Source organism: Hymenobacter duratus, assembly GCF_014698995.1.
Taxonomy (GTDB): domain Bacteria; phylum Bacteroidota; class Bacteroidia; order Cytophagales; family Hymenobacteraceae; genus Hymenobacter; species Hymenobacter duratus.
The window spans coordinates 1,044,992-1,058,938 of sequence record NZ_JACWZZ010000001.1 but is presented as its reverse complement, the minus strand read 5'-3'; the positions used below and the strand labels follow the sequence as shown (position 1 = coordinate 1,058,938).

General features: G+C 56.9%; 9 protein-coding genes. 6 read left to right on the top strand and 3 right to left on the bottom strand.

Going from position 1 to position 13,947, the window contains the following annotated elements:
• Positions 1-100 precede the first annotated feature (100 nt).
• The gene (locus IC231_RS04330) at positions 101-1,729 is read left to right on the top strand and encodes an amidohydrolase (protein WP_190783358.1); all 1,629 of its coding nucleotides are present in this window, start codon (positions 101-103) and stop codon (positions 1,727-1,729) included.
• A gap of 19 nt (positions 1,730-1,748) precedes the next feature.
• On the opposite strand, the gene IC231_RS04325 is transcribed toward IC231_RS04330, so the two are convergent.
• Both IC231_RS04325 and IC231_RS04320 read right to left on the bottom strand, forming a co-directional pair.
• Complete coding sequence (locus IC231_RS04325) at positions 1,749-2,264, bottom strand: hypothetical protein (protein WP_185888651.1); 516 nt, start codon at positions 2,262-2,264, stop codon at positions 1,749-1,751.
• A 194-nt stretch (positions 2,265-2,458) separates the two neighbouring features.
• Positions 2,459-3,142, bottom strand: coding sequence for a hypothetical protein (locus IC231_RS04320; protein WP_190783357.1), 684 nt, complete (start codon positions 3,140-3,142; stop codon positions 2,459-2,461).
• Positions 3,143-3,746: 604 nt separating this feature from the next.
• Here IC231_RS04320 and IC231_RS04315 point away from each other — a divergent pair.
• Positions 3,747-5,438, top strand: a complete 1,692-nt coding sequence (locus IC231_RS04315; RefSeq protein ID WP_211538849.1) for an AAA family ATPase — start codon at positions 3,747-3,749, stop codon at positions 5,436-5,438.
• Positions 5,439-5,744: 306 nt separating this feature from the next.
• Here the strand turns inward: IC231_RS04315 and mfd are convergent, their stop codons facing one another.
• The gene (mfd, locus tag IC231_RS04310) at positions 5,745-9,275 is read right to left on the bottom strand and encodes a transcription-repair coupling factor (protein WP_190783356.1); all 3,531 of its coding nucleotides are present in this window, start codon (positions 9,273-9,275) and stop codon (positions 5,745-5,747) included.
• A 201-nt stretch (positions 9,276-9,476) separates the two neighbouring features.
• On the opposite strand from mfd, the gene IC231_RS04305 reads away from it, so the two are divergent.
• From IC231_RS04305 to IC231_RS04290, 4 genes are all read left to right on the top strand, one after another.
• A complete protein-coding gene (locus IC231_RS04305) occupies positions 9,477-9,689 on the top strand; it encodes a hypothetical protein (RefSeq protein ID WP_190783355.1) in 213 nt (70 codons plus the stop codon).
• 178 nt (positions 9,690-9,867) lie between these two features.
• The gene (locus IC231_RS04300; protein ID WP_190783354.1) at positions 9,868-11,331 is read left to right on the top strand and encodes a toxin-antitoxin system YwqK family antitoxin; all 1,464 of its coding nucleotides are present in this window, start codon (positions 9,868-9,870) and stop codon (positions 11,329-11,331) included.
• A 138-nt stretch (positions 11,332-11,469) separates the two neighbouring features.
• Positions 11,470-12,210 carry a metal-dependent hydrolase gene (locus IC231_RS04295; RefSeq protein WP_190783353.1) on the top strand — a complete coding sequence of 247 codons (741 nt, stop codon included), beginning with the start codon at positions 11,470-11,472 and terminating at the stop codon, positions 12,208-12,210.
• Between the two features lie 684 nt (positions 12,211-12,894).
• Positions 12,895-13,905 carry an NYN domain-containing protein gene (locus IC231_RS04290; protein ID WP_190783352.1) on the top strand — a complete coding sequence of 337 codons (1,011 nt, stop codon included), beginning with the start codon at positions 12,895-12,897 and terminating at the stop codon, positions 13,903-13,905.
• The last annotated feature ends 42 nt before the right edge of the window (positions 13,906-13,947 follow it).

Below are 13,947 nucleotides of genomic sequence, written 5' to 3'. Positions count from 1 at the left end.
GCAAGGATAACGAGGCTTTACCTGATGGCTCGCAATACCTATGCTTTTCTTTATATTCAACTAATCAGATAATTCAATGATACCGAAATCCTGTTGACCTATGAAAAAGCTGCTGGTGGCCGCGTGGAGTTTGTGGATGATAAGTACCGGGGCGCGGGCCCAGCAACCCGCTGATATCGTGCTGCTGAATGGCAAGATCTTCACGGCCGACCCGGCCCAGCCCACGGCCCAGGCGCTGGCTATTCGGGGGGAGCGGATTGTGGCGGTGGGCACCACGGCGGAAATAACCAAGCTGGCGGGCCCAAAAACGCGGCGCCTTGATGTGCAGGGCCGCACCATTACGCCTGGCTTCAACGATGCGCACAACCATTTCAGCGCCGATGCGCCCGGGGTGCATCTGGCATTTAAAACGATGGAGCCCAGCTGGGAAGAAACCGCGCAGACCCTGACGGCCGCCGCTGCCAAAGCGCCGGCGGGAACGTGGCTGTTCGGTACGGTGGGTGCCCAGGTAGTGCTGAATGAACAGGTGAATCGTGTTGCTCTCGACCAACTAGTGCCGCGCCACCCTGTGCTGCTGCGTGCCTACTATGGCCACGGCTTCATTGCCAACACGCTGGCGCTACAAAAACTCAACATCCAGGACCAGCAGCCCGACCCGCTGGGTGGGTATTTCGAGCACACCGCTACTACGCCGCCCCAGCTCAATGGGCGCTTCTGGGAGTATGCGCAGTGGCAGCCCAGCCGCACGCTCACGGCGCAGGTATCCGATGCGGCGGCGCTGACGGAGCTGCGGCAGCTGTCTGATGAAGCTGTGCGGTTGGGTATCACGTCGATGCAGCTGTTTTCGCAGCTACCGTTTGAGCGGTTTGTGCGGCTGCTGGAACAGGCGCAGTTGCCGATTCGGGTGCGGGCCATTCCGTTTTCGCCGACTACGCCGCAGCAGCGCGACCTGTCTGAGGTGCGGCAAATGCCGAAGCCCGCGGCGGCCAACGCCAAAGTGAAAGCCAGCGGCATGAAGTGGGTGCTGGATGGCACGCCCTACGAGCGGGGTGCGGCCCTGCGCCAGCCCTACCTCGACCGCCCCGACTGGAAAGGCCGGCTGAATTTCACGGAGGCCGAGGTGGCGCGCATGGTGCAGGAATCGGTGGAGCTGAAGCAGCAGCTACTGGTGCACTGCGCCGGCGACCGAAGCGCGGAAGTGGTGCTACAGGCCCTGGAAAACAACGGCCCCGCCGCCAGCTGGCCCGCGCGGCGCATGCGCATCGAGCACGGCGACGGCGTGGTGGCGGACCTGGTGCCGCGGGCCAAAAAGCTGGGCGTGGTGGTGGTGCAGAATCCCATGCACTTCGCCGAGCCGCAGCTGTTTCGGCAGCGCTGGAGCCCGGGCATGCAGCCGCTGGGCTCGTTGCTGGCGGCGGGGGTGCCGGTGGCGCTGGGCTCCGATGGGCCGCTGAACCCGTTTCTGAACATCATGATGGCCAGCCTCACGCCGGCCAATCCGAAGGAGGCTATTACGCGGGAGCAGGCGGTGCAGGCCTATACTTATGGCTCGGCTTTCGCCGAATTTGCGGAAAAGGACAAGGGCCGGATTGCGGTGGGCCAGCTGGCCGACGTGGTGGTGCTGTCGCAGGATATTTTTGCGGTGCCGCCCCCGGAGCTGCCCAAAACCGCCAGCCTGCTGACGCTGATAGGTGGGCAGGTGGCCTATGACGCCAAGGTGCTGAAGTAGCCGGGCTGGCTGTGCCGCCTTACGCGGGTACAGTAGCGGGGGCAACCGGTTTGCGCCATGTGTACAGAAACGGCAGCAACCCAATTGCGAGTAATAGTAGCCCGACTACGGCTAGCCGATACTGCGCTGTTGGTGCCTCCAAGGAGCCATGCAACACTTTCGGCAGGTTCTGGACGAATGACAGGCTGTACAGCTGACTCCAGTTGAGCACTACGCCTCCCACGAAAAGCAGCAACGGCAGCAGCCAACTTTCGCGCCGCCGCCATACGATGCTGCTCAGCAACACACAAGCCAGGACTATAGCCACAAAAGCAGCTAGTGGTTCCCGCAGATATAGCTCCGAAATCAGTTGAGCCCCTGAATAGCCCGCCGGTATATGCTGCCCGACATTGGCAGTACCGTAGCGTAGCGCAAGCTGGATAAACCATACGTGCCGAATCAGGAACAGCTCCTGCATGCCCAGCACCAGAAAGGGAATACCCAGCAGGTGCAGGGCCAGCAAACGCCAGTTGATAGGGTTCAGGTGAATAGCCATTGTGCGGATAGTGCCGAAGAAATACGGCCGCAAAGAAAGGCGTTTGCCGCTGCCCGGCTACTCTAGGCAGCTCCTGCCGCTACCGGAACTGTGCGCCTGCCTGTGCGGCCTCCTCTCCCCTACTCTCCTACCCCTACGCAAACGGCCGCCCCTGAGCAGGAGCGGCCGTGGTAGCACGGTGCCGCAGGCACTGCTTAGATAGCGGGGGCCGGCTTCTCGCGGCGCTGGGCGGTGTTGATGGTTTGGCGGGCCGACTGGTAGGCGGTGTAGAAGCGGGGCTCAGGGCGCTGGTAGCGCACGAGGTATTTGTCGAGGCGGTTGCGGAGCAGGGCCACGGCGGCGCGCAGGTCGGCGGCCAGGGCTTTGGTTTGGGCTTTGCTGTCGGCAATGGCGGTGCGGGGGGCGGTTTGCTCGGTTTGGAAGGAGGTGAGGGCCGCGGCCAGCTCGGTGAGCTCCTGCTTCGTGACGCCTTGCTCCTGCAGGGCCGGGAGGTGGGCGGTAGCCTGGGTGTGGATGTTTTTGCTGATGCGGGCCAGGTCGTTGTCGGGGGCGCGGCGGAGCTGGTACTCGGTGTAGTCGGCGTCGGTGTAGAGGCGGATGTCCTGCTGCTCGTCGGCGTAGGCGAGCAGGGCGGCGGCTACTTCGGCGGCGCGTTGGGCCAGGTGCAGCTTGGTGGCCTTTTTCACGGCCCCGGCGCTGCGGGGGCTGGCGGCCCGCTGCTGGGTTTCGGCGGTGGGGTCCAGGTCCTGGACCAGGGTGGCCAGCTCGGCGCGGGCAGTGCTGAGAGCTTTGTTGGCGGCATAGACCTCGGCGTGCTGGTCGAGGACGGCGAGGGTGGCCTGCATCATGGTGAGGCGGGCGCGTTGCTTATCAGTCATAATAGGGGTAGGATTAAAGTACCTCGGGAAGATAGGCGGCAGCAGGAGCATCCGCTAAGCAGGGCCGCAACTTTTTTTATCGGGGCCGCAATGGTTGCTAACCGCCGCCCAATGGCCGCTGCCCGGCTCACAACGGCTGCTGACCTCCGCACAATAGCATCTAACCGGCTCACAAAGCCCGCTGACCTATTCACAATGATATCTGACCTGTTCACAATGCCTGCTACCCTGCTCACAATGGCGTCTGACCGCATCACATTGCTTGCTGACCTGCTCACACTGCCATCTAACCGTCTCACAAGCCCTGTTGACCGTTGCGCATCCGCTGGTAATAGGGGTGCAACACCCTCAGCCCGCCGCCGCAGAGGCTATAGCAGCGGCGCGACTGGTTGTGGCGAGCGTGAGAATGGGTCTTTACGCGGACGAGGCAAAACTGCGTCGTCTTGCCTTACCGCGTTCTGGTGGATGAAGTATAACCTTATCGTCAGAGTTAGGTGCAGGCCACAAACTCACGCCAGTTAGGATAATCAACTTTGGTTGGTCCTCGCCAATTGTATATGTTGCAGATGAATAACAATTTCTTCATCGATTTTAACTAAAAAACATGTTAGCAGGTGTAATACTCAGGAATTTCAAAACATACTCGGGGGTGAACTATGTACCCCTATCTAATGGAGAAAAATTTTGCGGATTGGTTGGCAATAATGGAATTGGGAAAAGCTCTGTACTAGAAGCCCTAGACTCATTCTTTAACAATAGTGCTTGGAATTTCAATGTAATTGTCAGAAGAAGTGGATTTGTTACTACTCGCCCTCACGTAGTGCCTTTATATTTAGTTAAAAATGATACAGTAAAAGACAATTCAAGTGTTGCAAAGAAAATAAGTGATTATATATGGCATGTTGAAGAAGGGGATATATTATACCAAAACAGAGAAACATTTAAAACATTTGTAGCTCAACGAGAAATATTAAAAAGAGATTTTAATACTGATGACTATCTGCTAATCCCATTAGGCGTGTCTAATGATTCTGTACCCAGCTTTAGCATGTTTAACACTAAAAAAATGGGTGAATTGATTATAAACGGCTTCGATACAAATAATCCGCAAATATCGGATGACCAGATGAATGAATTGATGCCATTGTATAATGAATTAAAAAACTTATTTGAATATATCTATATTCCTAAAGATGTCGAGCAGGAAATGTTTGCTCAATTGGAAAACAAACAGATTCAATCACTGATGGGTGAGTCATTGATGGAAATAGTTGAAAGTTGTGTTCCTCAAGATAAAATAGGTGAAATAAATACTAAATTAAACACATTCATTGGAACACTGTCTACAGCGCTTGATGGATACTCTTTTAGAACTTTAACCGATAGGCAGCAAAATCTTAAAAAGAACGATGTATATAAACTTGTCATTGAAGCTTATTTCAAGATAAGAAGACTTCACAAAAAACAGGGCGAACATTGGCTGGAAGTTGGGGCGCTTAGTTCTGGTGAAAGGCAAAAGGCTATTATTGAAATAACGAGCCGTATTCTGAACGATTATAGAAAGAAGAATAGTAATTTAATTCTTGCAATTGATGAGCCAGAAGCATCTTTGCACATGTCAGCATGCTATGATCAATTCGATAGACTTTATAGAATAAGCGCAAGTGATGCCTGTAATCAGCTTCTGTTTACGACACATTGGTATGGATTTATGCCCACTATTGAAAGAGGAACTGTAAGCGTTATTACCAAGGCAAATGAGGATCATAAAGTTGATTTGATTAACATAGCAAGTTATAGAGAAGAGATAAAGCAAGTGACTAGTGATTCAAAAGGCAAACTGCCATACGACATTAGGCTGAAAAGTTTAAATGACTTTATCCAATCACTTATAACCAGCATAATAGATGACGAACCATATAATTGGCTGATTTGCGAAGGCTCTTCGGAAAAAATATATTTTGACAAATATTTTCAAGAACTCGTAGAATGTAAAAAATTAAGAATAATTCCTGTAGGCGGAGCAAATGAAATAAAGAGAATTTACAACCACTTATTAGTTGCATTCGAAGATTTTAAAAAAGAAATAAAAGGGAAAGTGATATTAGTTTCAGATACTGATGCAGAGTTAGTTAGGTATCCAGTTAAGGATGAAAAAAATCTATTCTGCTATAGAATTGTCAATGTGCCTGCGGATAGAAAAACGAGCTTAGTGAAGATTGATTCAAATCCTGTTTCGCCAAAAACAGAAATTGAGGATAGCTTAAATGGGAAGCTTTTTTTGAAACACTTTTAACATTCTCAGCGGAATATCCTGAGATTGAAAATATTATTAGCGGAAGTGAGGTTCCTTCAGAAGAAGCTGTGTATTTTGCTCTTGATCTTTCACCTAGCAAAAACCAGCTATTGGAGAATTTTTTTGATAAACCAGGTATAAAATTCTCCTTTGCAAGGAGATACTCGGAAAGAATATCCAGTGAATACGTAGTTCCGGAATGGATTGATGATTTGAAAAAGTTATTCTAAATTGATGATTTGAAAAAGTTATTCTAATACAAAAAATGGTGCTACTGAATAGTAGCACCATTTTTTGTATTCATTTCTACACCCCTACCGTTTCCTCACTCACTAACTCGCTCAGAATGCGTTTGGCGGCTTGCACGCTTTTCACGTCTTCGAAGGAGATGATGAGCTGTTCTTTGCGCTCCTTCATGGAGGCGGAGCGCGGGTGGGTCTGTACGTAGCTGAGGATGTTGCCGAAGGTGGCGCCCTGGAAATAGGGCTCGTTGTTGGTGGCCGGGATGAAGCCTTTAAGCAGGTTCTTCTTGAGCGTGAGCTTCTCGAAGCCGGTCTGGCAGGCCAGCCAGCGCAGGCGCACGATGTCGGCGAGCTGCTCTACTTCCTCGGGCAGCGGCCCGAAGCGGTCCACGATGCCGGTGAGCAGCTTGCGCAGCTCCTCGGCGTTTTTGGCCCTATCCAGCTTGCTGTAGAGCTGCAGGCGCTCCGAGACGCTGCTCACGTAGCGGTCCGGAATGAGCACCTGCAAATCGGTTTCGATGTTGCACTCCTTGGGGCCGCTGGTGCCGGCGGCCTGCTGGAGGCGCTGGGTGGGGTCGCCGAGGAACAGGTCGCGGAACTCGGTTTCCTTGAGCTCCTGCACGGCTTCGTCGAGAATCTGGTGGTAGGTTTCGAAGCCCAGGTCGTTGATGAAGCCCGACTGCTCGCCGCCCAGCAGGTTGCCTGCGCCCCGGATGTCCAGGTCGCGCATGGCCACGTTGAAGCCCGCGCCCAGGTCCGAGAATTCTTCGAGGGTGCTCAGGCGCTTGCGGGCATCACTGGGCAGGCCGGCCACCGGGGGCGTGAGCAGGTAGCAGTAGGCCTTTTTGTTGGAGCGGCCCACGCGGCCCCGCATCTGGTGCAGGTCGGAGAGGCCGTGCATGTGGGCGCGGTTGATGAGGATGGTGTTGGCGTTGGCAATGTCGAGACCCGACTCGATGAGGGTGGTGGCCACCAGCACGTCGTAGTCGCCGTCCACGAACTTCATCATGCGCTTTTCCAGCAGGTCGCCGTCCATCTGGCCGTGCACGTAGGTCACGCGGGCATCGGGCACGAGGCGCAGAATCATGCTGGCCTGCTCCTCGATGTCCTTCACGCGGTTGTGCACGAAAAACACCTGCCCGCCCCGCTTCAGCTCCCGCGACACGGCGTCGCGGATCAGCAGCTCGTCGTAGACGTGCAGCTCCGTCTGCACCGGCTGGCGGTTGGGCGGGGGCGTGGCAATGACCGATAGGTCGCGGGCACCCATGAGCGAGAAGTGCAGGGTGCGCGGAATGGGCGTGGCCGAGAGGGTGAGCGTGTCCACGTTCACCTTGATTTCCTTGAGCTTGTCCTTGGTTTTCACCCCGAACTTCTGCTCCTCGTCAATCACCAGCAGGCCCAGGTCCTTGAACTGCACGTCCTTGTTGGTGAGGCGGTGGGTGCCGATGAGGATGTCGGTTTTGCCCTCGGCCACCCGGCCCAGGGTTTCCTTGATCTGCTTGGCGCTCTTGAAGCGGTTGACATACTCCACCGTCACGGGCAGGTTGCCGAGCCGCTCGCGGAACGTTTTGTAGTGCTGCATGGCCAGGATGGTGGTGGGCACCAGCACGGCCACCTGCTTGCCATCGGCCACCGACTTGAAGGCGGCCCGAATAGCTACTTCCGTCTTGCCGAAGCCCACGTCGCCGCACACGAGGCGGTCCATGGGGTGGGGCACCTCCATGTCGCGCTTCACGTCCTCGGTGGCCTTGGCCTGGTCGGGCGTGTCCTCGTAGATAAAGCTGGATTCCAGCTCGGCCTGCATGAAGGAGTCGTGGGCGAAGGCGTGGCCGGGCGCAGTTTTGCGCTTGGCGTACAGCCGGATCAACTCGGCGGCAATGTCCTTCACTTTCTTCTTAACCGACTTCTTCTTGTTTTCCCACTCCGGCGAGCCCAGCTTGCTCATGGTGGGCGGCGTGCCCTCGGCCCCGCTGTACTTGGCAATCTTGTGCAAAGCGTGGATGCTGACGGTCAGCACGTCGTCGTCGCGGTACACCAGCCGGATGGCCTCCTGCAGCCGGTCGTTGATTTCCACCTGCGTGAGGCCGGCGAAGCGGGCAATGCCGTAGTCCTGGTGCACCACGTAGTCGCCGGGCACCAGGGTGCGCAACTCCTTTAGCGTGAGGGCCTTTTTCTTGGAGAACTTGCGGGTTTCCTGGGCCCGGTAGAACCGCTCGAACAGCTGGTGGTCGGTGTAGACAACCAGGCGCAGCGTCTCATCGATGAACCCTTCGCGCAGCCCCAGCAGCAGGTGCTGGAACTGCACGTTGTTGTCCAGCTCGTCGAAGATGGTACGCAGGCGGTCGGCCTGGCGTACCTGCTCGGCGGCAATGATGTTGGTGTAGCCCTTGGCCTGGTTGTCGTGCAGGTTCTTGACGATGCGGTTGAAGTCCTTGCCGAAGCTGGGCTGGGGCTTGGCGCTGAACTGCAGCTCCTCGGCCCCGGTCTTGAAGTGGAATCGTTTGCCGAACTCCACCACCGCAAACCCTTCCAGCAGCTTGCGCAGCGTCTTGGCCGACTCAAACAAATCGGCCGGCTTGCTCACCACCTGGGTGCCGCCCGCCACGGCCAGCAGCTCCTGGAAGCCCGCCTCGGCCTTGTCGAAGTACTCGTCCACCACGTCCAGGGTCTGGCGCACGTCCTTGGCCCACACGGTGGTGTTCTTCGGAATGAACTCCAGAAATGCCTCCCGCGTCTCCTGCAGCAGCTTGGTTTGCACGTTCGGGATGATGCTTACCTGCTGCCGCTTCTCCACTGACAGCTGCGTTTCGGGATCAAACGTGCGAATCGTCTCCACCTCATCCCCGAACAGCTCGATGCGGTAGGGCAGCTCGTTGGCGTAGCTGAAGATGTCCACGATGCCGCCGCGCACGGCAAACTGGCCGGCCTCGTACACAAAGTCGCTCCGCTCGAAGTCGTACTCCGCCAGCATCTCACTCACGAAGTTCACGTCCAGCTTGTCGCCCACTTTGATGACGAAGGTGTTGGCGACAAGGCTTTTCTTGTTGATAACCTTCTCGAACAGCGCCTCTGGGTAGGTGACTATTAGGACGCCGGCGGTTTCCTTGGCGCTGGCTTTGCCGCGCTTCTTGCCTTTGGGCTGGCCATCGGTTTCTGCCGCGTCGGCCGCATCGTCGGCGGCCTGTTCGGCGGTGGTTTTCGGGCCGCGGTGCGAGTTCAGCTTGTTCAGCACCTCGGCCCGCATGAGCACGTTGGCGTTTTCCGTCTCGTCGAAGCTGTAGGGGCGCTTGTAGGAGGTCGGGAACAGCAGCGGCTCCTCGTCGGGCAGCAGGTGCTGCAGGTCGGCCAGGAAGTAGGCGGCCTCGTCCCGGTCGTGCAGAATGAACAGGTGGTGCTGGTCGGGATACTCCTGGTGCATGGCAGCCGCCAGCAGCGCATCCTGCGAACCTACCAGCCCTTTGAGGTGCAGGCGTACGGGGGCTTCGGCGGTGGCAGCGGGCTTCAGCGAGTGGCGGGTGGCGGGGTTGAGGCGCGCGCCAATCGTCATACCCGTGGGGTCGAGGGTATAGAGCTTAAGTAAATCGGAGACCTTCAAAACAGCAGTGTGGCTAGGAGAGGAAGCAAAGGTAGAAGCCCGGCCGAATGAAAATCCGGTCGGGCGAAGCAGGCTGACAGGCACTCGTGGGGTGCGCTAGTCAATACCACGCCCACGCCCCGAAAGTTTCCGCAGCTTTTCATTGTGGCTGCCGTATCTTCCGAGTTCATGCAGCGAAGCAGCCCGGGGGGGCACAGGGCAATGACAGATAAGCAGAACGAACAAGACGGCACCGAGTGGGACGATATTCTGAATCATTTACGGCAGGTGCGGCAGCAGATACGGGAGCAGGGGCCGCTACCGGAAGCGGAGAAGGCAGAAGTTACTAGTGCGTTCCACCGGGGCCTGGCGCTGTTGGAAGGGCAGGCCCGCGACATGCGCGGCAACCTGAAAGGCAGCTCCGGCAAGTGGTAGCCGGCCACAACCTCTTCTAAATCCTACCCTTATTTCCTGCTACGAGTAGTGTACTTGTTGATTGCGTGCCAGCTGTTTAGCTTGCGCCATCAACTCCTATTTGTGGGCTGCGGCCCTTGCGGTGCTTTATTCTATGTATTCCTTATCCGGCCGGGGCAGAAGTATGCTATTGCGGAGTATGCTTGTGCTCGGGGGCCTGTTGCTGGGTGCGCCGCTAGCCGCTTGGGCCCAGAACGCACCGTTCGTTATCCGCACGTTCTACGATTCGGCCCGCACCCAGCCCCGCAGCACGTACTCGGCCTACCACCGCGTTTCATCGGCTGACACGGTTGCCCACGGTTCTTTCCGACGCTTTTGGACCAATGGCAGCCTGGCCGAAGTCGGCCACTTCACCCACGGCCAAGCCGACAGTACCTGGAGCCGCTTCTACCCTACCCAGCCCGGCCAGCCGCCCCGGGTAGCGCGGCACCTTCTGATGCAGGGGGGCAAGCCCGATGGCGCTTTTGTGGTCTGGCACCCCGACGGCCGGGTGGCCCAGCGCGGCACCTACCGAAACGGGCAGCTAGTAGACTCACTGGTGACGCTAAAACCCTCCGGCCAGCCGCGTCTGCTGGGCCTATTCACTGAAAGCCCAACCGGAGGGCTGCAGGGCAGTTTCCGGCTCTGGAATAACTCCTATACGGCCCAGGCACTCAACCACGGCTGGATTCCGAGCCCCTACTCTTCCTACAGCAACCCCTACCCGGCCCGCGACCCGCGGCGCTACTGGACCGGGCAGTTGGGAGCCGGCCGGCTGACAGGCGCTTTCACCCAACGCGACGCCGATGGGCAGGCCATCGTGCGGCTGTCGTTTACTTCGCAGGGGCGGCTGCGGCAGGTTACGCGGTATTACCCGGCAGCGTGGCGGCACCACGAACTGCTGCAGGATTTCGACGACGCCACCCGCCGCGACAGTATTGTGCCCAGCGCTCCTTTCTGGCAATGGGAGCCTGTAAGCCGGCAGCAGCTGTTCGTGCTCCGGCGCTGGTCGCCGGAAGGAGGCGAGCCGGTTACGACAATGATGCAGCTAAAACCCGTGAAACAGCGGCCGCAGCCGGTTCGCACTGCCCCACCCCTGCGCCACCCACCTGCCCCAAACACCCGGCCTGTTGCGTGCCAAGGCCCGCAAAAACAACTGCACAAGGACCATTCGCTGCAGCTACAGCCCGGCCCACGCCACACCCGCTGGATGCTGGGCGAGGCCGATACGACGGGTGCTACCCACCGCCCCCTACGCCACCGCGAGAAGCGGCTGTCCGACGGCCGACGGGTACTAGCTACCAAGCGCAGCACCCGCACTTACTACCCCGACGGGAAGCTGCAGCTGGTGGAACACCAGCGGTGGCTGGGGCGTGAGTTGGAACGCGGCTACTTCTCCAATGGCCAGCGGCAGGACGTAATGCGGCAGGGACTACTGGCTTCCTACGAGCGGGTGTGGCAGGAAGACGGCCGAAGCAGCGGCACTGAATTCAGCCGGCTGCTGGGCGTGCGTATGGTGCAGGTGCGGGTTCGAAAACACCAGGGCCGCCGCACCTACAGCTACAAGACCCGGCCGCGCCTATGGGAATCCAAAAAACGCAGACGCAACCGGCACCCGCATTAGGCAGCTGTGTTGCTTCGCCCTCTGTACTCCATTCATCTCCTAGTTCGGATTCTGGAGGCCGTACAGGCGGCAGTGCCTGCTGTAGTGCTTCGGCAGTGGCGTACCTTCGGCCCCTAATTCACTTTCTCTGTATTTCTCTTGCGCGGCTCTTCTCACCTGGCCATTGGCCTTATTACTGGCGTGGCTGTGGCTGGCCTCGTTCCTGGCGTTCCGTTCTCCGTGGCTGGCATTGCACTGGCTGGCTTCTCGTCCCTGGCTCCTGACCTCGACCATCCTGGCTCCCGCCTAAGCAAACGGCTTGGCTTCGCCCAGAATTATGTGCGCTGGGCCTTTGTGGCAGCGGCGCTCCTGTTAGCCGCCTACACCCATTTCCAGCTACCTATTGGGCCTGACAGACGCATGGGGTTCACGGCAGCACTAGCCTTCGGGCTTATCGGTGCGGCTATGCAGGGCGACTCCACGCGCAAGCTGGCGCTGATGTTCACGGGCCTGTGTACGGTGGTAGCGGGCCTCTATACGGGGTTTCTATGGCTGAGCATGCTGGGCTGCTTTGTAGCCGTAGCGCCTTTCACCGCGCACCGCTCCTGGACGCACACCATCTGGGCCGCCGGCCTCTGGACCTACATCGGGCACCTGGCCAACCAAACGCTGGGCTGGCATGGCGTGGCATTGTTTGCGGGCGGTGGTTATGTGTCGCATCTGCTGGCCGACACGCTCACCAAAGCCGGCGTCAAATGGTTTATGCCTTTGCTGGACTATGCGTTCAAAATTCCGCTCATCCGTACCGGCTCCGCTAGTGGCAATATGCTGGAAGTAGCCATCTGCGTCGGCTACGGTCTGCTGGTGCTAGGGCTTGTGATAGGAAAAATTGGATTTTAATTCCATCAAATGTAGCAAATCAGTAAATACAGGCATTTATAAAACACTCCTCATACAGACGCCGTAATAGGACGTTTTTTGCTAAGCTCAAGCATATAGCAGCACTACCCGGCTGGCTATCCAGAAAGCCTTGCTTCTTATTGCATGCTGAAATACAGACACCAACGCTACTTACCCTATTTTTAAGGCCTGGATCATGCGACAAGCCTAACTGTATTTATTCCGTTACAGCTAATAAATGCGGTTTATTCTTGCAGCAGTTTTTTTTGTCTCTTAGCTTAGCGCCGAAATGTACTAAACAAAGACAGCAATAAACCGTCGCATATTCTTATGTAAGATATATTTTATTTAATATTACAACACCTAAATGCGTGGGGCTGCTGAAGCAGAAGAAGCCTGTTTTCTGCCAGGCCGTTTCCCCGATAGCAGGCAACAGCCCGGTCTTCACCGAATAGCAGTGCCGTCATACTGCTCTTCGGCGCAGGCACTGGCCAGGCAAATGTTTCAACCGACGGCGCTGTAATATGATGGTACTCACCTAATATACTACGTGTTTCAGGCAGCCAAACACTTGGGTATTGTATCTTTGGCACAAGATTGTGCCATACCAGCCGCAGCCGAACCGAATTATCTGCCTCTTCTACCCCACGCACACCTCCTGCTTACCCTCAAACCTTTTTCTGTATGAACCAGATAAATAGCCCTCTGATTAGGATAGGCGTCTTTTATGACGGCAATTATTTCCTGAAAATCAGCGATTACTACTACTTCCAGCATGACCGTAAGGCCCGTATTAGCCTGGAAGGTCTACACGAGTTTATCCGTCACCAGGTGGCCGAAGAAGAAGACGTTGATGTGCGCCTGAGCCGCATCATCGACGCCCACTTTTTCCGCGGCCGCCTTTCGGCCACGGAAGCGCGCGACAAAGACCGACTGTTCCACGACCGGCTGCTCGACGATATTCTGATGAATATGAGCATCGCCACGCACTATATGCCCCTGAAAACGCGTGATGGACGCCTGCAGGAAAAAGGCATTGATGTGTGGCTGAGCCTGGAAGCCCTCGAACTGGCTCTCCACAAAAGCTACGACGTCATTGTGCTTATCGCCGGCGACTCGGACTACGTGCCGCTTATCAAGAAGCTCAACACCATCGGTACGCGTGTAATGCTGCTGAACTGGGACTTCAAGTATGTGGATTTCAAAGGCGAAGCCCGCGTAACCCGTGCCTCCCAGCACTTGCTGGAGCAGGCCACTTACCCGGTGCAGATGCACGAAATCATCGACCAGGGCCTCATCGATACCGATGAACTGATCGAAAGCATGTTTGTGAATACCCCGGATCCGGCTCCCTTTCCGGCCGTTCCGAAACCCGTGCGCCCCACCGGACCCACAGCTGCCGGCCCGGTTGGCACTGTCGGCATCAGCACCATCAAAAACCTCAAAAACGGGTTTGGCTTCGTGGTGATGCCCCCCAACAACCTTTTCTTCAGCTACGCCGACATGGCGGAAGGCGACTTCAACGAGCTGCGCGAAGGCGACTGGGTGGAATTCACGGTAGGCCGCAACCACCGCGACGAGGATTGTGCCCGTAACGTACGCAAAGTGGCCGCTCCGGCCATGGAAGAAGGCGACGAGTACGACGACGAAGAATCGCACGAGCATGAGTCGGCAGACTCATCCGAGCATTTGTAATTTTTTGCCCTTGGTTCGGCTGTAAAAAGCCGCCGGCTGCTT